Raw genomic sequence first — 23,079 nt, forward strand, 5'->3', positions numbered from 1 at the left:
CCAAATCAATAATATACTTGTATTTTACAGTCCTTTTATCCTATTACAAGGGATTGTTTATCCTGGTATAACTACTACTAGGGTAAATTGTATGATGAGGAGTTTTAAAAATGAACGATAAAACTAGGCTTGAGGCCCTGTCTACATTCCTAAAAGCTAAACGTGCTCAAATTAAGCCAGAGTCTATTGGGTTACCAGCTGGAACCCGAAGAAGGACACCCGGATTACGACGAGAAGAAGTTGCACAATTAGCAGGGGTAAGTACCACTTGGTACACATGGTTAGAGCAAGGAAGAGATATAAAAGTTTCTTCTATTGTGCTTGATTGTATTTCTACAGCTCTACAACTAAATAGCGATGAAAGAGACTATTTATATGATCTAGCATTAGAAACAAAGTTAGAAATTGTTCATCCAAAAAAAGATCAATTAGAGCTTAGCCCTTCTCTCAAGCGAATACTAGCTGAATTAACCTATTGTCCGACTATCGTGACAGATCGCCATTGCCATATTGTAGGATGGAACCCCGCAGCAGCTCATGTTTTTCTAGATTTTGAACAAATTCCAAATGATCAAAGAAATCTAATTCAATTAGTGTTCGCCCGAAAAGAATTGAAAGCATTAGCTGTCAATTGGGAGCATTTTGCGAAAGGTTTTCTTGCTATTTTCCGTACCTATTATGGACACTATTTAGGTGATGAATGGTACAACCAGTTTATTAGTCAGATGAGTCATTTACATCCAGAATTCCAAGCCTTATGGAATGAAAGCCAAGTAAGTAAAGCTCCCGAAATGGTTATTGAATTTAGACATGCCAAAGCAGGGAAAATGTTATTTAATTTAACTTCCCTCCAAGTTCAAGGGGATATGGATTTGCGGTGTAGTATCTACACGCCAGTAGAGGAAACGGATACGGAAAATAAATTAAAACGGCTAATGAAAAGAGCTTCTATAGAGAAATTATAAAGAAATCTTATTATAGTAAGCAGATTAAGATGACAGTCTCTTACTTCGAGACTGTTTTTTATGCAAACCAATTGCAAAAATTTGCGATATGATGAAGGCTTGTTATTATTCCTTTGGTGTTCTCTTTTTTACTTAAAATAAAAGAATAAAATGCAACTTCTAGAGCAAACTAAGAGGATAGGAACCCCAATTCCTACTATTCTTCATGTATGATGTTCTAAGGAAAAGCTACTTCCATGGGTAAGGGAGTAGCTTTTTTCTTTAGAGTTTACATAAGTTTGATTATAGGAAGTAGACTTTTCAATCTATTACTTTGCTAAAAACGTTCGTAAAACTACATGTATTTTAAAGAACGTTCGTAAATTATTTTAAAATTTAAACGAACGTCGAGAATGATAAATTTTTTATACAAACTCAAAGTCCGTAAAAGTATACTTTTACGGACTTAATTATCGGAAAATCCCTTAGCATCAATATGAAAAGTTTTTAAATATATATAAAGCAGTAGGAAACTAATACTTCCTACTGCTTCGCATATTATAGGGTCGTTACACTCTTACCTCTTTTGGGGAAATTAATCACTTTATTCTCACTAATAAATGTCGATCCTAAAAGAAGTGCGCCACCTAGTATTTGAACAAGTGTCATATGTTCTCGCAAGATAACTGCAGAAATCAATATTGCTACAAATGGATCTACGTAGCTTAGCATAGCGATACTTTGGCCTTTTAATTTCTCCATACCTGAGAAAAACAACCAAAATCCAATACCAGTGTTTACAATTCCTAGAATTATTATAAAGGGAACGGACGATCTAGATACTCCAAAGACACCGAATCTTTCCGTCAAAAACACATATGGCAAGAGCAGTAAAGCTGTTATTCCAAGTTGGATGATTGTAATCTCTAGTCTTTCCATGAGGCGAATAAATTTATTGAGTAACATCAATGCAGCATAACATGCAGCTGCGAGTAATCCAAAAAAGATTCCAAGTAAATCTTCCGTTCCAGAGGCACTTACACCATTTCCAACAATCATTAACATACCTAGTATCGCTATACCGATACAAATAATTTTTTTGACAGGTAATTGTTCTTTAAGGATAAATGGTGAGAGGATCATGACGAACACAGGTGCAAAATAATAGCCTAGCGTTGCATTAGTGAGCGTTGTATGATCATATGCTTGGTAAAGAAACATCCAATTTCCTCCCAATGCAATACCCGAAAAAAATAAAATACAAGCATTAACTTTTACCAATTTCCATGGAATGGTTCTCTTCCTCATGAAAAAAACAATCATTAAAAATAAACACCCTATTGAACTACTTAGTAAAGCTGTTTCACTCGAAGACAAATCAATGTATCTTACAATTAAACCCATTGTACCGAAAATAATCATAGATAAAACAAACTGTATCTTATATTTCACTACCTTCACCTACTTAATCCATAGGCAATTTGATCAAGCGATTTTAGATTATTTTGCTCCATTTTATTTGTCAGCGTAGAAGTTCCAACTTTTATGGCTATTCTATTTTTATATAGACACATATCACACCTCTATAATCGATACCTTATGGTTTGTATAAGGTAAAAAATCATTAATAATTTGCTCTGTTTTTATTTTCATATATCCGGTTGTTGTTCCATCACTGCATCCATACCATTCTTCACTCATCACATCTTTATCAAAAACAATTTCCACATTATTATTTTTATCAAGTAGTGCACTAAAAACAGTTGCTGCTCCAATTTTTGTTCCTAACATTTCTTTCATCAATTCCTCAGGAGCAAAAGAGACTCTAGCTATATTTAGGGCACTACTGAAGTCTTTTGAGCGAAAAGGCTTATCCCCTTTAGTGATAAATAAATAGAAAGAACTTTGCTGCCGATTACATAAGAATAATGTTTTAACCATTTTCATGTTTAATCTTTTATTAATTAGAGTACAGTCATCCATTGTAATGGCTTCATCTGTATCAACACGTTGAAAAGAAATATTCAATTGTTGTAAAGCAAGATAAGTACCTTGTTGTAAAGACGTTGAAAACTTTTTTGGAGCGATGGTATAAACTTCGCTGATAGAAAACATATTTTTTCATTCCTTTGCTTTGTATATTTAATAAATGTAGATTATCATGGAAAATAGCATTACAAAAGCGAATATTTGTCATGCTAAGCATGATAAAAACAGATGCAAAGGTTGTGATAAGATGGACATGAATATACAAAAATATATTGCTTTTGTTAAAACAGTTGAATTGGGAAGCTTCACAAAAGCAGCAAAGTATTTAAATTATTCTCAGTCTGGCATAAGTCGGATGATTAACGATTTAGAAAAGGAATGGGGAGTAACTTTACTTGAACGAGGTCGATCTGGTTTACGGTTAACTTCAGACGGATTAAATTTATTCCCAGCTGCTAAAAGAGTATTTGAAGAATATCAAAATTTACAACATCAGATAGAAGAAATTAACGGGTTACAATCAGGAGTGGTTCGGATTGGCACTTTCTCTAGCGTAGCCACGCATTGGCTTCCAAAAATAATAAAACAATTTAAAACCGATTATCCTAATATTGATTTTGAATTACTTTTAGGTGATTATCACGAAATAGAAAAGTGGATTATAGAAGGGCGTGTGGATTTTGGGTTTTTACGACTTCCTACCCTTCCGGAATTGGAAACAACATTTATAGAACAGGATAATCTACTTGTTGTATTGCCTAAAAGGCATCCTCTTGCAGACCTCGAAAAAATTCCAATTGCTGAACTTTCTGAGTCCTCTTTTATCTTGTTAGAAAAAGAAGGGAATTCCGATGTAACTAAACTGCTTAAAAAGTGGAATATATGTCCTAAAATTAATTTTACGACATGGGATGACTATGCCATTATGGCTATGGTAGAGAGTGGTTTAGGTATTAGTATTTTACCGAAATTAGTTTTACAGCGCATCTCTTACGACGTTATAACAAAAGAATTAGAAGTACCTGCTTACCGAAAAATTGGGTTAGCATATAGGGAAAATCAAACTTTATCTCTTGCTAGCAAACAATTTTTAAATTATTTAGAGTATAGATAAAATACTCATTCCTTCCCTAAAGATACTATATTTTAAAGGACTAGCATATGTATAAAAGGTGCACTTCTTATACATTCGTTTCTCAACCACCTACTGAGAAAACGTTGATAAACCAACAGTGTATAAAAAGCTGCATACTCCGGAAAAGAATCCTTGGTGGAATCCTACTGTCCCAAGGGTTCTTTTTTGTCGTGTGTACCGGAAAGAGACATTATGTTAACTAAAGATGTATACGATATACAGCTTAAAAACAGAAAAAACTACCTCATGCGAGTAAGATAGTTTTTCTGGCGAATGTTCTAAATAGATATATTTGACACCTTACAGTGTCTTGGATAGTTTGCCCAAATTTCAAATATAAATCCGTTGTTTCATATATTAAATTTAAGAAGGAGGAGGGATTTGAAATTTTTTATTATGAAGTAATTTGTATAAGTTGCAGAAAAAAATTCAAAGTATATGAAGGCACATTGAAATATAAGCTAGTTAAAGAGAATATGAAAGGGAAATACACTTGTGAAGATTGTGGGCATAGGATACGTCTAGAAGCTATAAAAAATTTTTTTAATAGGTAAATGGATTTTTTGAGAATCTCTGATAAACCTACATTCTTTAAGCTTAACTAAACAATTTTTTCAAAGGCCTTTGTAAATTATAAAGGCCTTTTTATTTCCGATAATCTGAATTATGTTAACTAACTTTGTATATTCTATACAGTCTAAAAAGCAAAACTCCACGGAAAGGTGAAGTTTTCTCAAAATGAATTGGTATATATGTAACGTTATTTGATCTCTTTCATCAGCTTTTTCTCTTAAAGTTAGCCTCTATTTGTTCTAATGAAAGCCCTCTCGTCTCTGGTAAGAATTTCGCCACATATATTATTCCCACAATCCCAAATAAAGCGAATAGAAAAAATGTCCCTGAAAGTCCAACTGTATCCATAAGGATAGGGAAGAATAGACCTACTAAGAAGTTACAAAGCCATAAACATAATACAGCCAATCCCATACCAATACCGCGTAAACGAACAGGGAAGATTTCTGCGAGTATGAGCCACGACATCGGGCCAATAGCTCCTTGGAAAAAGGCTAAGTATATGACTGTCATTGATAATACTACATATGGCAACATTGGAGACCCCGTAAGCACGAAAGCAGAAATACCAATCGTAATAAGTGCAATCGTTACCCCTGTTAAACCCGTAAGCAACATGGGCCTTCTATTCACTTTATTGAGTAACGACATGCCAACAATAACTGCAACAACAGCAATTAATCCGTTTGCTACGTTTGCAATTAATGCAGTTTTTGTACCAAAGCCAGAATTTTCAAGAATTTGTGTTCCATAGTACATAATAGAATTGATACCTACTAATTGGGATATAGAGCCAATAGAAATACCAAGAACCACAATACGACGAATCCACGGTTTCCTTAAATCTTTAAAACTTATTTTTTCTATTTTTTGCTTTTCCGAAATATGTGCTTTTATATCCTTCAATTCCTGTTGAGCGATACTTTCACTACGAATCTTTTGAAGTATTTTTAATGCGTCAGCCATTTTTCCTTTTGAAGCTAACCATCGAGGACTTTCAGGTAAAATAAGTACTCCAATCCAAAGTGCCAAGGCTGGCAATGTCGCAATTACCAACATATAACGCCAAGCATGTCCTGCATCCCCAAAGACATTCCCAATAACTGCATTAAATATATAGGCAAGGAACTGACCCGTAACAATCATCAATTCATTTTGCGTAACTAACATACCGCGCCTGTCTGCAGGTGCTATTTCAGCAAGATATGATGGAATGACTACAGAAGATCCACCCACAGCAAGGCCCAATAGAAAACGAAAAGCAACCATTATAGTTGTATTTGGTGCTATGACACAACCAGCTGCAGAAAAGAAAAATAATATTGCAAGATATAAAATAACCTTCCTACGTCCTTTATTATCAGATAAGCGTCCGCCAAATATGGAACCAAACGCAGCACCTAATACGAGAGAACTTGCTACTAAACCCTCAGTAAAAGGGTTTAAGTTTAATTGGTCAGGCCGGGCCATAAATGGAAGCGCCCCATTAATAACCCCCGTATCATATCCGAATAATAGTCCTCCAAACGTTGATACAATGGTGACCAATTTTAAAAACTTTTTTGAGTCCTTTTCTTTGACCTGTTCCGTTTGAGCTGTGTAATCATTAGGCAACTTGAGATTTTCCACGTTAAATTCCCCCTTTATCGATCGTATTTGTTTTAACATAATACTTATCCATCCAGCTTTTTGCTAAATATGATTGCAAAGGAAATGCCCCCTTTTAATGAAGATAGGTAACCTAAGTCCTCACATCTGCATAAAGGTTATCAATTGAGGCTTATTGTAAATAAAAATTCATGCGTCGAGTTATCAATTTAAAAGCGCTTTCATTTATGCCCTTTTGACTATGCCTTCCACTATCTCTTTAAAGATAGTGAAATTCTGGATAAAAGATCGGAACAATATAGCTTTGGATTAAATTTCAATATAGAAGATAGTATATAATTTTATTTCTGTTTATCTTTACTAAAGTTATTTGGTTAAGTTCTCTTAATTAACGCCTGCAAAGTTAAATCATGTTTTTCATTCTCATAATTGAGTAGACATATTTAGAAGGAACGGATACCCTTTGCTATATTTTTAATATTCTGAATTTTTAATTCCAACTGTTGGTTGATTTTTAGCACGTCTGGATCTGAGAAACCTTTATTCTTTACTAATTCATGCTTATCTAAACGGTAGTTTGCTATACTTTGACTTAAATCTAGTACCTCCCTCAAAATCATCAGGACTCTTTCCTTTCTAGTTTTTAAAATTTTTTAATTCACTATTTCCTTTAAAACACCAAATAATTAATTAAAGTGGTGACCTTTATTTTTCATTAATTTAATAATCAAAATCTACATGATTCATTAATATATTCTTTTATTTAAAAGCCGTGACATTAGCTTTCACAACCAACCCCACGGCTTTTATTCAATATTTCGGTACTTTTAATCGTTATCGATTCTACCTAAATTTAAAGAGTTTCTCCTACCAATGCAGCTTCTTTGTTACTCTCAAGATCCACCCATACAGAACCCTGATCTGCTGAGCGTACACAATTTTCAATCCAGCGAACACCTTCTAGTCCTGCATTAATATCTGGGTAAACAAGTGTATCCAACGTTTTTTGATCACCACGCATTTTTGCATCAATCGCAATCGCAAACTTCAGGTAAATATTTGACCATGACTCAGAAAGCCCTTCCTGGTGTAAAGCACCTAAACGCTCATCCGCGTTACAGCTTTCATCTAAGTAAGGCATTGATCGAATCAACGTTTGAATGGGTTGCCCTTGCACTTCATATCGTAATTCATTTGGCTTACTGTCCCACCATTCCAAGCTTGCCTTAGAACCAACAATGCGAATTCGATGACCGTCCATACAACCCGCGTCAATAGAGGATGTCCATAGCCTACCTACAGCTCCATTTTCATAGTGCATTAAAACGTAAGCATTGTCTTCAAGTGGAGCACGGCTGCTGATAAAGCTCTGGCGATCACATAATAACTTTTTAATTTTCATTTGTGGCATGATTAACTGTGACATATAGTACGTATGTGTAGAAAGATCGCCTAACACATAGCTTGGTCCTGCAATCTTAGGATCCACGCGCCACTTTTGCGCAGCATTCACTTTGTCTCCATCATCAGTGGCATTAAATCCATGCGTGTACTGTAATTCGACTACTCGTACATCACCGATTTCTCCCTTTTCAACCATTGCTCTCATTTGAAGCAGCAACTGGTTACCAGAGAATCCATACGTTACCCCAACGATTTTCCCTTTTTCTTCAGCTAGTGCTTTGATCTCTAGTACCTCATCACTCGTAAAAAACAAAGGCTTTTCACAAATTACATGTAGACCTGCATGTAACGCCGCCTTACAAATTTCATAATGCGTACCGTTAGGCGTAGCAATTGATACAACCTCAAGTCCATCTTTTCGTTTTGCTTCCTCTGCAAACATCGTTTCATAATTTGGATAACAACGATCTTCAGATACTCCAATGTTGACACCAAAATCTTTTCCTCTAGCAGGATCAATATCGAATGCCCCAGCTACCAATTGAAAAGCTGTGTTATCTCTAAGTGCCCCAATTCGATGCTTATAACCAACTTGCCCTAGTCTTCCTCCACCAACCATCCCCCATCGTAACGGTCTTGCAATTTTTTTCTCTCCATTTAACATAGTAGACTTCCTCTCTTTTAGTTATTTTTAAAATATTCAGTAATATTAAATTCTAAGATATCTGAAATAATTTTAGTATTTAAATTAAAAGCTAAGCGTTTGTTTTAATGCATCAATGGAAGTTCGAACCCCTGCTTCTACTGACATTGTTAAATCTTCCATTTCTAAAGAAACCTCTTCATCATAACCCATCATCTTAACAACAGAGAAAAATTCTTTCCACCACTGTAAATCTTGGCCACAACCTACTGCTACATAATTCCAGGCTCTATTTGCTACATCCGTCACTTCTTTTGTTTCCATTACTCCGTTAACTCCTGACAGATGTCGCTCAAGACGCACGTCTTTTCCATGAACATGGTGGATAGCTGATCCTAATTCCCTAGCTGACAAAATCGGATCTGCGCCCATCCAGATTAAGTGGCTTGGATCTAAATTTAATCCTACGATAGGTCCGACGGCGTTACGTAATTTAAATAATGTTTCAGGATTATAAACTAATTGAGAACTGAAATTTTCAAGGGCGATTTTTTCAATACCGCAGGATTCAGCTTTCTTAACTAGTTCTTTCCAGTAAGGTATAGCTACTTCATTCCATTGATAATCTAAAATATCTTTTAACACTGGAGGCCAGCTTACAGTATAGGTGATCCAGTTTGGAATTTTATCTTCAGGACTTCCAGCTGGTAATCCACTCATCATGATTACTTTCTTTACACCTAACAATTTGGCTAATTCAAACGTTTTATTTGTCACTTCTCGATGCTCTTTGCCCAACTCCCCAGGGTCTAATGGATTCCCAGAACAATTTAATGCACAAAGTTTAATATTACGTTTTTCCAATTCATTTAAGAATTCAGTTCTTTTGGAATCGCTTTCTAAAAGTTCATCTAGTCTCAAGTGAGGTGCTGGTGACCACCCTCCTGTGGTCATTTCGATCGTATCGATTCCCATCTCTGCTATCACGTCTAACATTTCTTCAAAAGGTAAATGTCCTAAACTGTCCGTCACGTAAGATAATTTCATGGTTGTTCCCCCTAAAAATCTGTTTACAATCACTCATCAAGATTATATTTATAGGACAAATCTATTCAACAGCTTTCATTACTTTAAAGCTTTTATTTATAACTTAGCAATATCTCTGTTGGTTAATATTTTGCTTTCAAACCTATAAATTTTTATAAGATAATCTTAATATGTTGAAAAATAAGTAATTGGAAACGCTTTTATTTAATTAACTATTCAATAAACTTTAATTGCTATAGTGATTAGTATAAGATATAAAATCTTAAACGTCTTTGTTTTAAGAGGACTACTTTTTATCTTTTAAGGACAATTTTATCGAAACATTACTAATTTTATTTAATAAAATAACCCTCCTCTACTTTTTCATAAATGAAATTAAGTAGAGAGGAGTTGACTAATCTTTATATATAACTGTTTTTAACTTTGTATATAGAGCGCGAAAACGTCCTGGTGAGCTACGCATCGAAGCAGTAAAAACACGTGTAAAGTAGTGAACGTCTGGAAAGCCTGTTTCTTGCGCAATGTCTCTGATAGATAAATCGGTTGTTTTGAGCAATGTAGCAGCTCTCTGAATCCGTACATTTTGTACATATTCTGAGTAGCTGATACCTAATTCTGATTTAAATAGACGAGACAGATGTCGACTAGATAGGTGTAAATGGGTGGCTGTATCCGTAAGTTTAATAGAATTTGATAGATTATCTTTAATATATAATTTCGCAAGGGTCAGAATTAAAGAAGACTTTTTTTGCACAGACTTCTGATTATGGTAATTCGAAGTCACAACAAAGTTTTGTATTAATAAAAGAATAAGGGAATGAGCTAAATTTGATAGTATCTCCTCAAAAAGAGCGCTTTCACTTTTTTCTGCTTGAATCAAAAGAGACTTCCACATTAACGGTGCAGCTTCATCTTCTTTTACATCTATGACTACTTCCGAACATTGTTTCGCCTCTTCAATTATTGTTACCCACTTTTCACTTGATTCTGATTCATCTAGTTCAAATCCGACATATAAGAGAAAAAGTCCGGTGTCGCTTTTTATTTGATGTAAAACTTCAGGTCTTGAAAGAAACATTGTATTTTCTTCTATTTGATATGTACATCCTTCGTCTATATAAGTTCCCCGTCCTTCGAGTACGTAACACACCTCAAAGAATGAATGTTTATGAGGCAAATTATTATAATGCTGTGGCATAACTCCCCAGTAGTGAATATAAAAAGACACTCCATTACTTCTTGTACGTTGAATATATTCATTTAACGCAATCTTTCCTGAGATAAACTTATCCAATAAACCGCCCCTCCTCTTTATGAAATCAGAAAATCTATTCATTAATTATTAATACAAACTATAATTTAAATGAAAAAATTTGTCTATAAAGACTCTATATGAGGTTAGTTAAAGATATTATGAAAAATTGGATAATTTTAACTTTTTAACTCTAAGGGAAAGAAAATAAAAGCTTAAAGATATTAAAATAAGACACATTATATATTCTACTTGGATAAAAGGGTTAGGTACTGGATTTACTTTTAATAAGGTTAATTTATTTAAAAATAAAAGATTAATTTCTTTCATATAAAGGAGTAAATTTAAAAACACATTTATAAAAATTAAAGTTTTACTATTTACTCTTACTGACGACAAATTGTGGGTTTTTCTACAAGAGGAGTAATAGTTAAAGTATTTATAACAAAAGTAGCTTACTATTTATCCAAAAGAATAAAAGAGTTTTTAAATTAGAATAAATGTTGTTGCATAATCAAAATATTTATGAAGAGATAAGGTATGAAACAATAAATATATAAAGAAGGAATTAGCCTATTGAATCAATATCTAACATATAATTACAAAAGGTATTTCTCTAATAAAATAATTAAGAATGTATTAAAAAATTTAGTTATTAGAATTAACCTGAAAGAAAAAGGTTATGAATAAGTTAACGTGTTTTTAGAAAATATAAGTAGAGAAAATGAATTGATAGGGGTAGAAAAAATGAATGTAAATGAATTAGGTTTTCTTTGGTACTTACAATCAAGTTCTAATATGATTAACATATTTTTGAAATATCTTATTGGAACTACAGAAGATGTTGATGTGAAAGAAATTCTAAAACAAATAAACGAAATATCAACACATCAAGAACAAACAGCTAACTTAATTTTGTCTGAAAAAGGCTTTAAAAGTACCTCATTTTTCAACATCCAAGATGATTTATATAATCCAAATACTAAGTTATTTTCAGATCAACTAACTACAGAAATTCTTAAACATGTAACGGGTAACGGATTGAAAGAACTTGCATTGCAGTATTCAGAATTAACTGATTTAAAAATTAAAAAATTTTTTAAAGAACTTCTCGATACTTTTACTGAAATAGATTATTCTTTATTAGGGTTGTTAGGTGATAAAGGCATGCTACAAAATAGTTCTTTCTCTTACAAAAATGCGGAAGAGAGAAAAGGGAAATTGTTCAAAGTTAAATCAACTCAGCAAAGACCACTTAATGCAGTAGAACTGTCACATATGTTTAGTGCTCTTGAATGTAATAATGTGGGGGTTGCTCTTTGTGCTGGTTTTTCTGAAGTTGTAAAGGATGATGACATAAAGAATTTTTTACTGGAGGGAGAAAAACTCGCATTTAACCAAGCTTCTACTTTATCGAATATCTTCAGGGAGAACGGTGTCCCTACTTCAACTGGATTGGAGGCCCACGTTAATAAGATTGAAACCTCACCATTCTCAGATAAACTAATAGCAAATTTAATTATGTTTCTAAACCCAATAGGAATAACCAATTTACAAAGTGCTATAGTAGTTAGCTATAAAAGAGATCATATAAATTTATTAAAAGAATTAATCAAGCAGGTCGAAGACTTTTCAGAAAAAGGATTTAAGTTATTAGTAAGAAAAAATTGGTTCCATGAACCTCCTCTATCTAATTGGATGCATAAGTAAAAGAATAAAAAATAGAGGTGAAACATTATGGGAAAGTTTGTTGAATCCATAGAAGAAAATTTTAAATTTTCCCAAAAACGCCTTCAATATTGCGACGATGTAGAATTCTGAATTCTACATCCACATACATCTTGCAGCGTATCATTGACTAAGTACTTCTCGACGTATGCCAATCCCATTTGAGCTTGTTTTCCCGGTGGCGTTTCAAGCCGTAAAATTGCCTGCTTCTTTAGTTGTTGATGAAGAGGATGAAATCCCTCAATATTGTCAGTTGACCTTCATATCCCATTGCTTGTATTTCTTCTAGCAAAACTACACAATTAATAGTACCTTCTCTAAGACGCCCAAGTATATACGTTTTATAAGAATCTAACTTACTCTCTTTTTTCTATTTATTTACTTTGCGTTTAGGCACCTAATTATCTTTTAGGTATTTACTTACGGTTTTGTGATTAAAACCAGTTGCTTCTGCAATAGCTGTTTTGGTCGTCTAACCTTCTTGAAATGATTTTCAGTCATAAAAACTCTCCAATCTTCAGTACCGTTTCTCCACTCCATCCATGATGTGATTTTAAAATGATTGTCTGTTATTATTAGGGAATTTTGAATCGCTGTTATTGAGTATTTTACAGTCACTGATTATACTTGAATACTTAAAAGTGTTTTTTATTTAATATGTACCTTATGAAATTCCCCAAAAATATACCGAAAAAGAAAAAGATGATTCCTGAAAATACCGGTCCTAATAGTAGTGTAAAAATGGTCAAAGACCTAGAATAAATAATACCGACTGTTCCTAAATAAGCTCCCAAAACAAACGGAAGATAGTAAAATGGAGGATTTTCACCCTTTGCTTCTCTAACTGCATCCCACATAGCAAATACATATACGCAAGGATAAAACAATAGCCATTGATAATTAGTTACTTCAATGGCTTCGTTAACTTTTCCATTAAAGCTTAACATAATGGAGGTATTTAAATTCGAATTATAATTTATGACAAATTCTAGGAAGATGAATATTATACCTTTGAATATTTTTCTGTTTAATAACTGTCCAAACCCCGGTATGGCAATGCTCCAGAGTAACTTTTGTAACTTATCTTCATTCATCAATACCACTTATCCAATCAAAATTATTTTTTCTGTATCATTCTTTTAAAGTAGACAATTTAAAAGTTGTTTTTAATAGATTAATTCTATTTAGAAGTATAAAATTAATTTCTTTTATGTAAAGAAGTAAATAAATAAACTTTTTTATAAAAAATATAGTGGCAAAACCAACGATGACTTTGATCGTCAAAAAACCAATATTAACTTCTTCCAAAGTTTTTTCCTCCAATTTAAATTTTACTTAGTTGTAAGATCTTGAGGTTTAGATAAAGAGGCTAGTTTTAGTATTAAAGCTCGAGTTACAATTCCAAGAATGATGTAATATATGAATGAATATCTGTATCTCCACTCTAAATAATTAACAAGTTTGACCCACTCGCAAAAGGGTTCACCAATATAGGCATATGTTAGTGCCATAATGATCTGGGCTAAAATAAAAGATTTCCATGTTCTAAAATATTGATATAACAACATGTAAGCTACAGGTACCATTGAAAAATCAAAAGGAAAGGCCCGAGGAATAATAGGTAGGAGTGCAATGGGGTAATCCCAAAAACTATATTGCACACCAACTATATCTAATAAGGTTGTTGTCAAGATACTTACGGTACCAAATAACAAAATTTCTAAAATAATGTCTCGTTTAACAAGTTTAGCCCATATAACCCAAGGCACAACTAAAAAAACGACTAGTATCCACCATTCCCAAGTTAAAAACTCATTTTTTAGCCAACCATTTAATTCTAAATGATACAGCTTATCTTCTAATAAACGTATTTCCTTAAGATTTTCAAATATATTATCTATTGATATCACCCCTATATTTGAATCAAAAGCTAACAGATATTTTTGAATTCAAACTCTTTGAGCTGCCTTTTTAGTATTACCGTTTTTCAGTAATAAATTTCCATCGTAAATAAGAAAAAAACCCATGTTGAAAGTTCTTCTAACACGGGTTTTCGACTTTTTTCAAATGAATCAGAAATTTTGTCTAACAATTGGGGCGCAGTTCAATAACGGAATGCTGTTAGATATTAATTATTTTTTAACTTATAGCCTTTGAATTGATATCCATATACGCTTGTAAGATCAACAAAGCTCTTATAGGAATAAGTAATCGCAACCGGTGTGCCTACTTGAACTTTATCATAAAGCTTTTCAATATCTGCATTATGCATTCTCACGCAACCTTGACTCACGTATTTTCCAATGCTACTTTCATTGTTGTTGCCATGAATACCGTATGTATCGCCATACGTACCATTTGCATTTATCCCTAACCAACGTTTTCCTAATGGATTGCGAGGGTCGCCCCCAGGAATATGTCCTTTATAATAAGGACGGTTTTTAATCTTGTTCACCACTTTAAAAAAGCCAACTGGTGTTTTGTCCCATGTTTTCCCTGTTGCTACTGGATCAACGATTTCAATATAACCATTATGAAAATACGCAAGCTTGTTGTAGTACTTGTTAATAATAATCAAATCTAGATTTGCAGCTTTACTTGCTGCTTCTGTTTTCCCTTGATTGACCCCACATAATGCGATCATTAGCAATGTAAGAACGGTCATTATGTTAACTTGAAATGAAGGTAAAATATAAGAATTATTTAAGAATAGTCATGATAAAATGGTATAAAAAGGTATTTAATTAAGGGGATGTATATGTCTTTTATTCTTAATAATTGTCTAGGCATTGGAGTAATTTTTAGTTTGATATTTTTCGCAAGTATAGTTATTGAAAAAAGAATAATTTCTCTTTTAGTTTCTTTAATTACTCTATTGTTTGGTTTATTTTTAACTTTTTATGCTGCTAATAAAATGAATGGATTTGAAGCTATAGACGTATATGTAAAAGGATTAATCTTCGTTGGAGAAGCCTTAATCTTATTAGTTGTTACAAGTATATTTATAGTGCTGAAAGAGCGAAAAAAGAAAGCACTCTAATAAGGGAAAAAGTCTCTACCTTCTTTCCTGTACTTAGAGTGCTAAATCGTTCCTATAATAGTGATTATGGTAACTAGATTTGTAGATTATAAATATGAGATAATACAGTAGATTTTATAGATAAAGGAGATAAATTTAGATGACAAAAACGATAAACCTTTGGTCATTCGTTTTCTTATTGCTAAGTGTCTGTCTAACTTTCATAACTTTTGCTCATCCATCATTATTAAGATTAAATTTTTATGTAGCAATTGTTGTATTTTTAGTTGGTATTATAGGATTCTTTGGAGTTCATAATTTCAAATCAGCTGTGAGAAGTGTTTTAACCACTATACTTAGTGCCGTATTAATTGTACTTACTGGATGGATTATCTTTGTTGAAAATCTTTTCTCATAATTAGTATGGGACTTAGAAATATAAAGAATAGCAAAAAAGCCTTTATTATCAGTATAAAGGCTTTTTTGCTACCTAGAAATACGTTTTATGTTAACTAAGGATGTATATTATAGGCAGTTTAAAACTAACTACCTTCTGATGTAGGAATATAAAAAGAAGTTACTATGATAAAATCATAGTAAGTAGAAAAATTGTAACGGGAGTAAATTATGAAAAACAAAGACTTTTTATTATCCATTGTTTTAAATATATTTCTAGCTTATCTATGGATCTTTCTTATTTATTTAATTTTCGATTTCGTTAAGCTAAAAGATAATGCTTTATTGTTTGGGATGGTTCTGGCATCCATAGGTACTTTACTCTTTGCAGAGGTGATAAGAAGGGTTAATCCTTTTATTGAATATAAACTTACTCATCCTGTAAAAGTTGTAGGCTTTATATCTTTTGGTTTGATTGCTGTGGCTAACTTATATTGGATAAACTTTTGAAGATAATTATAAAAATTAGAACAAGCAGCTCAATTTGAGCTGCTTGTTCCTTTAAGTGCCGGTACAAAACATTATGGTAACTACGATTGTATATGATGTTAACGCTGAAAAAGCTTGGTTTGTGGTAATATTTTCTATAAAGGGGGTTAGGAAAATGAAAACAATAGGTTTATTAGGCGGGATGAGTTGGGAATCATCAGCTGAGTACTACAGAATTATCAATCAAACAGTAAATAGAAAGTTAGGAGGACATCACTCTGCTAAAAGTGTGATGTATTCTGTGGACTTTGAAGAAATAAAAAAATTACAACACGATAATAGCTGGGATGAAGCAACAGAATTAATGATTAAAGGAGCTCAATATATTGAAAAAGGTGGAGCTGACTTTTTAGTAATCTGTACAAATACTATGCATAAAATGGCAAATGATATTCAGAATGAGATTAGTATTCCCATCCTACATATTGCAGATGCTACAGCGAAGAGGATAAAAGATAAGGGGATTAGTAGAGTTGGGTTGCTTGGAACAAAGTTTACAATGGAAGAAGACTTTTATAAAGGGCGACTTATAGCTAACCATAATCTTAAAGTTAATATTCCAGGTGAAAAAGAGCGCCAAACTGTGCATGATATCATTTACAAAGAATTATGCCTAGGAAAGATTAACTTAAATTCCAAAAGTGCATATCAAAAGATTATAAATGGTTTAATTAACGATGGAATAGAAGGAGCTATATTAGGTTGCACTGAAATTTCTCTATTAATTAATCAGAACGATACCTCGCTCCCTATCTTTGATACAACAGAAATACACGCACAAACCGCAGTTGATTGGGCGTTAGAGATACCCTGAAAAAATCAACAGATAAAAATAGACTCACTGCCGTATGCTTCAGAAAAAAGCCTTCCTAGAAGCCGTTTTATGTTAACTAGGGTTGTATATCCTAGGCATCTTAAAAACAGAAAAACCTATCTCTTCCGAGGCAAAAGAGGTAGGTTGAGTCAGATCATTATTAAGATACTAATTAGCAAGGTTTCTGAAAGTATTAAAATTGGTTTGACAGTAGAAAATATCAGAAAGAATTTTCTCTTTTTGCAATTTATTATATGTTTCTTCGGCTTCTTTTTCTGTTTCGAATTCAAATATGCTGATATTATTTTCTCTTGAATAAGCATTTATTATAGTAACCACCCACATGAAAAAACACTCCAGTTAAAAGATTCTTTCTACTTTTATACCTACATATATTTGAGACATGTTTCTTAATTTTTCAAGTTAGATTTTCCCTATTTCCTTCTGACTCTTTAAGGCAGTTATTTTTTGCTCGAATTTCATAGCTAATACTAATACAAAAGCTATAATTAGAATAATACTTAAGAAAATCAAACCGGCTTGCATTGTTCCTGTAGAATCTTTTAGCCATCCAACTGCATAAGGGCCAACAAAACCTCCTAGATTTCCAATTGAATTAATTACTGCAATTCCAACAGCTGCTGTGGCTGGACTCAATATCATAGTTGGTAATGACCAAAAAGGGCCTTTAAAACAATACATTGCTGCCAATGAAATTGTTATTAAGATCATTGCAATAAATGGATTGGACACCATTCCTACACTGAGTAACGTTAAGCCAGATAAGAGTAACGGTAAAGCTGTGTGTATACGTCTTTCACCAGTGCGGTCTGAACGTCTTGACCAGTAATTCATTACTATTGAAGCAATAATATAAGGGATTGTAGCAATGAAGCCGATCTGGGTGTTTGTTAAATAGCTAGATAGTCCTTTAATAATTTGGGGCATCCAATAACCAACGCCCAGTGTACCTGCAGTATATACAAAGTAAATTAAGGAGAGGTACCACAGTTTAGGATCAGTCAAGGCCGTCTTATGACTAGAGATTTGTTGGCCTTTCTTTTCTCTCAGCTCCTCGTCTTTTCTTAATTCTGAAATCAACCAATTTTTTTCTTGGGCTGTTAACCACTTTGCTTGTTCTGGTCGGTCTGTTAAGTAGAAATATGTTACAAATCCTAAAACAACAGCAGGGGCGCCTTCTATAATAAACATCCAACGCCATCCAGGTACGTTCATCCAATGAATATGATCAATAATTAAGGTAGAAACGGGAGCTCCTATAATATAAGAAACTGCGATTGCTGTCATAAACATCGCAATTGTACTTGCTCTTTCTTTAGCTCGGAACCAATAAGTAAGGTATAGAATAATACCAGGAAATAGACCTGCTTCTGCTACTCCAAGAAAGAATCTAATGATATAGAGTTGGGTAGCATTCTGTGCAAACCCAGTTGCCATAGAAATAATTCCCCAAGTAATGAGAATCCTAGTAATCCAAACTCTTGCTCCAAATTTTTGCATTAAAATGTTACTTGGTACTTCAAAGATAAAATAACCAATAAAAAAAATACCTGTAACAAGACCAAACATTTTACTCGTTAGTCCAAGTGCTTCATTCATTTCCAATGCTGCATATCCTACATTTGCCCTGTCTAGATAAGAAATAATATAGAGTAAAAATAGAAACGGGATAATTCTTCGTGTCACCTTTCGAATCGTCTTCTTTTCGAAATTCAATTGAGAATTTTCCATTCAAATTCCTCCTTTTAAAATAATAAAAAGAAATTTTAATAACGCTTACATTTGTTTAAAAATAAAGAGATACTCTTACGGTTCTGTAAGATGTGTAAGAGTATCTCCATTTACCCTTCTGTTGTCTTCTCAAGACAGGGAGCAAGATTAAACCAATCAAGTATAATAATAAAAACTTTCTTTAATGGTGTCAGAAACGTTTATTTTTAACTGAAAATGCTCTCAGTACCCGGTATACCGTTAAATACTAAATGTTTTGGTTGATAATTAATGTTACCTAACACAGTTTCTCCATCTACATCAGGAAAAGCAGTCTCAGTGGAAGTAGAATCTAGAACCACAAGGTTATTTGCGGTAGAAGTAAAATTATCAATTCCCATTAATTTAGGAGCTGTTACCAGAACTGCTTTAAAGGCTTCATCTAAAGAAAGCCCACCTACAATCATTTTAGAAATTATATAGCTCATGTTATAAACAGGGTATTCTCTCCATGATGCATCTGTTAAATCTGTACTGATAGTATCTGGTTTAATTCCTTCAGCTAAGCATTTATAAAAAACATCCCAATTAAAGTGTTTTCTACCGTGGCCGATATCTAATAATATTCCTCTTTCCACTGCAGCTAGAAATTCTTTTTTTACCTTTCCGGCAGTATTCAACACGTTTCCATCTCTTCCTTGAAATGGATGGGTTAGAATATCCCCTCTATTAAAATATTGTGTTACTTCTTCAATATCTAGTTTAGTTCCAGTTAAATGAACCATAATTCGCAAATCGGTTCGATCGGCTGCTTCTCTTGCTAAGCGTAATAAAGACCGGTCAGTAGTTTCGTCCACCTGGCCTAAGCGAATCTTAATTCCTAATAAACTATCTTCAGCTAAAGATGCAACTTCAACAATTCGATCCAACGAAATATTTTCTGGCTTGGTCGGGTTAGGGTTGGGGTGATTGGTTAGCCCTTCTGGTAAGGCTGATAACCAAGAACGTACTGTTAACGGGCTGTTTTCCCAATAACGATTTGCTTCCTCCCATCCGTCATAGCCAAAAGTACCTGCGTCCCCAACCGTAGTTACTCCTGAGGAGAGATATTGTTTATCTGTAACACCAATCTCTGCTCCAGGTGCCCATAAATGACAATGAAAATCTACTAGTCCCGGTACAATTACACTAGACTCTGATAAATGAATATCCCTATCATCCTCATGAGTAACTGTTATACCTGTAGACTTATTTGGAATGAACCCCTTTTCTGACCAAATAGAACCACCTTGAAAATTCCATACTCCCATGCAAATACACCCCTTAACTTAATATTGATATAGTAGATTAGTTTATTTAATTGTTTACAGTGGCATCTTCTTTACATGCCTTGATAACATCCAACCAATGATCTGGCTTTTGTCCTTTAAACTTTTCTTTTAAATTAAATGAAGCCAATGTTTCTAACTTACTTTTTGCTGCTCTAGACATAACAGAACTTAAGCTAGAAGTCTCTAGCATTTGAATAGAGCCGTCTAACTCAATTGATCTTCTTAATGCATGGATAGAGGTTCCTGTTACTAATCGATTCATTGTTTCTCTAAAACTCTTACTATCTAGGGTTTCACTAATAGAATCTAAGACTAATTGTTCTACATTAAATTCATGAGAAGCTTCTAATAACTCTAGATAAAGAGCAACTACACCTTTCATATAAATGCTGCGAATTAGTTTTACAGCAGAAGCATCACCTGGTTTTTCACTTACTTTAGTTATGTTCATACTGTACGGAGTCATTAAGGAAATCAATCGATCTACACCATTCCCACTTGCTGAAATGGGAACCTTATGTTTGTAAACTGGCAAGGGACCTAGCATTGCGGCATCTACAAAAAATGCATTTTTTTCTTGTATATTTGTGTTGATTTTTTGTTTCACGAGGGGAGTGGAAGCTGATACATCTACATAGATACAATCTTTCTTTATAAATGGTTTTAACATCTCACTAACTTCAAGTGCTTTATCTGCGGGTACTGCTACCATTACTACATCTACTTGGTTTAAAACTTCTTCGGGTCTATAAAGAAGTTCTACTTGAGCTTGAGCAGCCCGTTCTTTAATTTGTGGACCAAATGTAGGATGGTCTACCATAACATCATGAGCAAAAATGGTTTCTAAACCTTCACCTTTTAAGCCAACTGACAGCTCAAAGGCCGCCTCTCCAAATCCGATAAAACCTACTTTCACTTTAAAGCTCTCCCTTCTGTTTATAATCCATATACTTTCATCTGTTCTCTTAACCAAGAAGGCTGGATGTTACCCCCAGATTCACCTTGCAGACGCGCTCTTTCAAATGCTTCGATCGTTTCTAAACGTGTTTTCTCATACTCTAATTTTTTCTCAGCTTTAAAAAGAACCTCTTCAACCTTTTCTTTTGGAACTACAACAACTCCATCATCATCACCTATAATTAGATCTCCTGGAATAACAGAAACGCCTCCACAAGAAATAGGTTTATGTAACTCACCTGGACCGTCCTTAAGAGGGCCGTTTGGAATAAATCCTTTTGAGAAAATAGGGAAATCTGATTGGCTAAGAGTCTCCTTATCACGAACTGCCCCGTCTATAATAATGCCTTCTAGTCCCATAGCTTTAGCTGCAGCTGCCATTAGTTCTCCAAGATAAGCATTTGCGGTATGCCCCTTTCCATCCGCAACTAATACATACCCTTCGGTGCCATCATAGATTGCCTGATGAAGAAATAAGTTATCTCCAGGTCTTAAACTTACAGTTAAAGCAGTTCCAACTACCTTCATTCCTATAGATACAGGCTTAATTTTATAATCCATTGAGCCTGTACATCCCATTGCATCGGATATAAGGGTTGTGTTAAGAAGTTTTGCTCTCTTGATAATCTCTTCAGACAATAATGGTGCTAAATTACTCACTAACATACACTCCTCTTCTTTTTTGATAGTGGAAACAATCAACTAAATAGAATTTTTAATTTATTCATTTCCATACATAAATCAATAAGATAACGCTTTCAAAAAATAAATTTATATTATTTATCCTGTTGTAATAAAAATTACAAACTTAAATATAAAAGTAATATTTATTACTAACATTTTAAATGTATGTTATCACTGATACTTAATAAAGTAAACCTTTTTAATAAAAAAAGAGCAGACAAAGTAAAATGTGAGCTTTATTACTTAAAAGAGGTTTTTTTACATAAAAAAATAAACATGCTAAAATTCAAGTAAATATTGTGATAAATACTTTTTACATACTTAAAAAAATAAAATTTACAATATAATCTGTTTAATTGGAGCGAAGGTATGGAAAATCCATTATTAAAATTAAAAGATAATATCTCACAACTAACAGAAACTCAACGGAGAGTGGCAGACTACATCCTTAAAAATCCTGTCGATGTAGCTTTTTTAACGGTTGATCAATTGGCCTTGACAGTAAAAACTAGTACGACCACGATAATGAGATTAACTTTTAATCTAGGTTATTCTGGATACGCAGAGTTTCAAAGAGGGCTTCAGGAGCTGTTACGTAATAATGCTGCTCCTCAAATTCGATTAGAAACAAATTTGAAGGGTTTAGATGAGAGTGATTTGTGGATGCGCTGTGCAGAAAGTCAATTTAACAACATTCAATCAACAGTAGAAATGATTTCTACAGAGAGTTTAAATAAAGCTTTAGAAATGATTATCTCTGCAGATCGAATATTTTGTACAAGTGTTAGAAGTGGTTTACCAGTAGCACAGCATCTATCTTTTGGGCTTAATCGATTACTTGGAAACTGTGAGCTAATTGTATCTGACTTAAGTGATTGGGTGGATAAAGGAATTACTTTAACTTCTAAAGATTTAGTTATTGCAACCTCTTTTCCAAGATACGCTAGGAGAACTGTTGAGTTTGTAATAGCTGCCAAAAGTAACAATGCTCAAGTCATTTCAATTACTGATAGTTATTCTTCTCCTTTAGTTAAATACTCGGATTTAGTACTGACTTGTAGCTCAAGTAGTATTGCTTACCACAATTCACCCATAGCATCGCTACTTGTGGCCGATTATCTTGTAAGTGCGATAGCTATAAATTATCCAGAAAAGACAAAAGATCGTCTGGATAAAATTAATTCAGTCCTTACAACGATCAATTATCATTATACTGATTAAATCTATGGACGTGGTAAATGTATGAAATGTCGAATATATAAAATGATTCGAGTT

The 23,079-nt window shown here is 33.4% G+C and carries 23 protein-coding genes; 8 read left to right on the plus strand and 15 right to left on the minus strand.

The genetic code is table 11. From position 1 onward, the window contains the following. Nucleotides 1-110 precede the first annotated feature (110 nt). Nucleotides 111-965 carry a helix-turn-helix transcriptional regulator gene (locus AC4NPH_RS27535; protein WP_029320988.1) on the plus strand — a complete coding sequence of 285 codons (855 nt, stop codon included), beginning with the start codon at nucleotides 111-113 and terminating at the stop codon, nucleotides 963-965. A 537-nt stretch (nucleotides 966-1,502) separates the two neighbouring features. Here AC4NPH_RS27535 and AC4NPH_RS27540 read toward each other — a convergent pair. Together AC4NPH_RS27540 and AC4NPH_RS27545 are read right to left on the minus strand one after the other, a co-directional pair. After that, nucleotides 1,503-2,396 (minus strand): DMT family transporter, encoded by an 894-nt coding sequence (locus tag AC4NPH_RS27540; RefSeq protein ID WP_098598888.1) that lies wholly within the window; start codon nucleotides 2,394-2,396, stop codon nucleotides 1,503-1,505. Between the two features lie 123 nt (nucleotides 2,397-2,519). Next, entirely contained in the window at nucleotides 2,520-3,059 is a 540-nt protein-coding gene (locus AC4NPH_RS27545) for a prolyl-tRNA synthetase associated domain-containing protein (RefSeq protein ID WP_098315203.1), read from the minus strand. A gap of 127 nt (nucleotides 3,060-3,186) precedes the next feature. Between AC4NPH_RS27545 and AC4NPH_RS27550 the strand changes: the two genes are divergently transcribed. Further along, nucleotides 3,187-4,047, plus strand: a complete 861-nt coding sequence (locus AC4NPH_RS27550) for a LysR family transcriptional regulator (protein WP_218007803.1) — start codon at nucleotides 3,187-3,189, stop codon at nucleotides 4,045-4,047. A 798-nt stretch (nucleotides 4,048-4,845) separates the two neighbouring features. Here AC4NPH_RS27550 and AC4NPH_RS27555 read toward each other — a convergent pair. From AC4NPH_RS27555 to AC4NPH_RS27570, 4 genes are all read right to left on the minus strand, one after another. Next, nucleotides 4,846-6,270 (minus strand): sugar porter family MFS transporter, encoded by a 1,425-nt coding sequence (locus tag AC4NPH_RS27555; protein ID WP_098598886.1) that lies wholly within the window; start codon nucleotides 6,268-6,270, stop codon nucleotides 4,846-4,848. Between the two features lie 832 nt (nucleotides 6,271-7,102). Then, a complete protein-coding gene (locus AC4NPH_RS27560) occupies nucleotides 7,103-8,317 on the minus strand; it encodes a Gfo/Idh/MocA family protein (RefSeq protein ID WP_098598885.1) in 1,215 nt (404 codons plus the stop codon). An 84-nt stretch (nucleotides 8,318-8,401) separates the two neighbouring features. Then, a complete protein-coding gene (locus AC4NPH_RS27565; RefSeq protein WP_098315424.1) occupies nucleotides 8,402-9,343 on the minus strand; it encodes a sugar phosphate isomerase/epimerase family protein in 942 nt (313 codons plus the stop codon). 394 nt (nucleotides 9,344-9,737) lie between these two features. Next, nucleotides 9,738-10,637, minus strand: a complete 900-nt coding sequence (locus tag AC4NPH_RS27570; protein ID WP_098315423.1) for an AraC family transcriptional regulator — start codon at nucleotides 10,635-10,637, stop codon at nucleotides 9,738-9,740. 705 nt (nucleotides 10,638-11,342) lie between these two features. Here AC4NPH_RS27570 and AC4NPH_RS27575 point away from each other — a divergent pair. After that, nucleotides 11,343-12,305 (plus strand): DUF3231 family protein, encoded by a 963-nt coding sequence (locus AC4NPH_RS27575; RefSeq protein ID WP_098315421.1) that lies wholly within the window; start codon nucleotides 11,343-11,345, stop codon nucleotides 12,303-12,305. A 653-nt stretch (nucleotides 12,306-12,958) separates the two neighbouring features. Here the strand turns inward: AC4NPH_RS27575 and AC4NPH_RS27580 are convergent. From AC4NPH_RS27580 to AC4NPH_RS27595, 4 genes are all read right to left on the minus strand, one after another. After that, nucleotides 12,959-13,417, minus strand: a complete 459-nt coding sequence (locus AC4NPH_RS27580; RefSeq protein ID WP_098315420.1) for a hypothetical protein — start codon at nucleotides 13,415-13,417, stop codon at nucleotides 12,959-12,961. Nucleotides 13,418-13,454: 37 nt separating this feature from the next. Continuing rightward, complete coding sequence (locus AC4NPH_RS27585) at nucleotides 13,455-13,631, minus strand: hypothetical protein (RefSeq protein ID WP_176543566.1); 177 nt, start codon at nucleotides 13,629-13,631, stop codon at nucleotides 13,455-13,457. Between the two features lie 23 nt (nucleotides 13,632-13,654). Beyond that, nucleotides 13,655-14,233, minus strand: coding sequence for a CBO0543 family protein (locus tag AC4NPH_RS27590; protein WP_098197781.1), 579 nt, complete (start codon nucleotides 14,231-14,233; stop codon nucleotides 13,655-13,657). Between the two features lie 218 nt (nucleotides 14,234-14,451). Beyond that, nucleotides 14,452-14,988, minus strand: a complete 537-nt coding sequence (locus tag AC4NPH_RS27595; protein WP_098197782.1) for a L,D-transpeptidase — start codon at nucleotides 14,986-14,988, stop codon at nucleotides 14,452-14,454. A 93-nt stretch (nucleotides 14,989-15,081) separates the two neighbouring features. Here AC4NPH_RS27595 and AC4NPH_RS27600 point away from each other — a divergent pair, with 93 nt between their 5' ends. The 4 genes from AC4NPH_RS27600 (at nucleotide 15,082) to AC4NPH_RS27615 (ending at nucleotide 17,101) form a co-directional block, all read left to right on the plus strand. Further along, entirely contained in the window at nucleotides 15,082-15,363 is a 282-nt protein-coding gene (locus AC4NPH_RS27600) for a hypothetical protein (protein WP_097813637.1), read from the plus strand. A gap of 139 nt (nucleotides 15,364-15,502) precedes the next feature. After that, a complete protein-coding gene (locus AC4NPH_RS27605; protein WP_098197783.1) occupies nucleotides 15,503-15,760 on the plus strand; it encodes a hypothetical protein in 258 nt (85 codons plus the stop codon). Between the two features lie 209 nt (nucleotides 15,761-15,969). Continuing rightward, nucleotides 15,970-16,248, plus strand: a complete 279-nt coding sequence (locus AC4NPH_RS27610; protein ID WP_097813635.1) for a hypothetical protein — start codon at nucleotides 15,970-15,972, stop codon at nucleotides 16,246-16,248. Between the two features lie 154 nt (nucleotides 16,249-16,402). Further along, nucleotides 16,403-17,101, plus strand: coding sequence for an aspartate/glutamate racemase family protein (locus AC4NPH_RS27615; RefSeq protein WP_097813634.1), 699 nt, complete (start codon nucleotides 16,403-16,405; stop codon nucleotides 17,099-17,101). Nucleotides 17,102-17,269: 168 nt separating this feature from the next. Here the strand turns inward: AC4NPH_RS27615 and AC4NPH_RS27620 are convergent, their stop codons facing one another. The 5 genes from AC4NPH_RS27620 to AC4NPH_RS27640 form a co-directional block, all read right to left on the minus strand. Continuing rightward, nucleotides 17,270-17,446, minus strand: a complete 177-nt coding sequence (locus tag AC4NPH_RS27620) for a hypothetical protein (protein ID WP_176533058.1) — start codon at nucleotides 17,444-17,446, stop codon at nucleotides 17,270-17,272. Nucleotides 17,447-17,524: 78 nt separating this feature from the next. Beyond that, nucleotides 17,525-18,853: an MFS transporter gene (locus AC4NPH_RS27625; protein WP_097826886.1), complete on the minus strand. Its 1,329-nt coding sequence runs from the start codon at nucleotides 18,851-18,853 to the stop codon at nucleotides 17,525-17,527. Nucleotides 18,854-19,059: 206 nt separating this feature from the next. Then, nucleotides 19,060-20,142 carry an amidohydrolase family protein gene (locus tag AC4NPH_RS27630; RefSeq protein WP_098598873.1) on the minus strand — a complete coding sequence of 361 codons (1,083 nt, stop codon included), beginning with the start codon at nucleotides 20,140-20,142 and terminating at the stop codon, nucleotides 19,060-19,062. Nucleotides 20,143-20,188: 46 nt separating this feature from the next. Then, complete coding sequence (locus AC4NPH_RS27635) at nucleotides 20,189-21,079, minus strand: prephenate dehydrogenase/arogenate dehydrogenase family protein (protein ID WP_097826885.1); 891 nt, start codon at nucleotides 21,077-21,079, stop codon at nucleotides 20,189-20,191. A 20-nt stretch (nucleotides 21,080-21,099) separates the two neighbouring features. Further along, nucleotides 21,100-21,780, minus strand: a complete 681-nt coding sequence (locus AC4NPH_RS27640; RefSeq protein ID WP_097812903.1) for an RraA family protein — start codon at nucleotides 21,778-21,780, stop codon at nucleotides 21,100-21,102. Between the two features lie 393 nt (nucleotides 21,781-22,173). On the opposite strand from AC4NPH_RS27640, the gene AC4NPH_RS27645 reads away from it, so the two are divergent. Further along, the gene (locus tag AC4NPH_RS27645) at nucleotides 22,174-23,025 is read left to right on the plus strand and encodes a MurR/RpiR family transcriptional regulator (RefSeq protein ID WP_097812902.1); all 852 of its coding nucleotides are present in this window, start codon (nucleotides 22,174-22,176) and stop codon (nucleotides 23,023-23,025) included. Nucleotides 23,026-23,079 lie beyond the last annotated feature (54 nt).

It is taken from the genome of Priestia sp. MDV22-iso46 (genome assembly GCF_058629175.1).

Excerpts from the sequence above, each read along its gene's own strand:
- AC4NPH_RS27535 (WP_029320988.1), top strand. The coding sequence starts at position 111 with ATGAACGATAAAACTAGGCTTGAGGCCCTGTCTACATTCCTAAAAGCT.
- AC4NPH_RS27545 (WP_098315203.1), bottom strand. The coding sequence starts at position 3,059 with ATGTTTTCTATCAGCGAAGTTTATACCATCGCTCCAAAAAAGTTTTCA.
- AC4NPH_RS27550 (WP_218007803.1), top strand. The coding sequence starts at position 3,187 with ATGAATATACAAAAATATATTGCTTTTGTTAAAACAGTTGAATTGGGA.
- AC4NPH_RS27560 (WP_098598885.1), bottom strand. The coding sequence starts at position 8,317 with ATGTTAAATGGAGAGAAAAAAATTGCAAGACCGTTACGATGGGGGATG.
- AC4NPH_RS27565 (WP_098315424.1), bottom strand. The coding sequence starts at position 9,343 with ATGAAATTATCTTACGTGACGGACAGTTTAGGACATTTACCTTTTGAA.
- AC4NPH_RS27575 (WP_098315421.1), top strand. The coding sequence starts at position 11,343 with ATGAATGTAAATGAATTAGGTTTTCTTTGGTACTTACAATCAAGTTCT.
- AC4NPH_RS27580 (WP_098315420.1), bottom strand. The coding sequence starts at position 13,417 with ATGAATGAAGATAAGTTACAAAAGTTACTCTGGAGCATTGCCATACCG.
- AC4NPH_RS27595 (WP_098197782.1), bottom strand. The coding sequence starts at position 14,988 with ATGACCGTTCTTACATTGCTAATGATCGCATTATGTGGGGTCAATCAA.
- AC4NPH_RS27600 (WP_097813637.1), top strand. The coding sequence starts at position 15,082 with ATGTCTTTTATTCTTAATAATTGTCTAGGCATTGGAGTAATTTTTAGT.
- AC4NPH_RS27605 (WP_098197783.1), top strand. The coding sequence starts at position 15,503 with ATGACAAAAACGATAAACCTTTGGTCATTCGTTTTCTTATTGCTAAGT.
- AC4NPH_RS27610 (WP_097813635.1), top strand. The coding sequence starts at position 15,970 with ATGAAAAACAAAGACTTTTTATTATCCATTGTTTTAAATATATTTCTA.
- AC4NPH_RS27615 (WP_097813634.1), top strand. The coding sequence starts at position 16,403 with ATGAAAACAATAGGTTTATTAGGCGGGATGAGTTGGGAATCATCAGCT.
- AC4NPH_RS27620 (WP_176533058.1), bottom strand. The coding sequence starts at position 17,446 with ATGTGGGTGGTTACTATAATAAATGCTTATTCAAGAGAAAATAATATC.
- AC4NPH_RS27625 (WP_097826886.1), bottom strand. The coding sequence starts at position 18,853 with ATGGAAAATTCTCAATTGAATTTCGAAAAGAAGACGATTCGAAAGGTG.
- AC4NPH_RS27630 (WP_098598873.1), bottom strand. The coding sequence starts at position 20,142 with ATGGGAGTATGGAATTTTCAAGGTGGTTCTATTTGGTCAGAAAAGGGG.
- AC4NPH_RS27645 (WP_097812902.1), top strand. The coding sequence starts at position 22,174 with ATGGAAAATCCATTATTAAAATTAAAAGATAATATCTCACAACTAACA.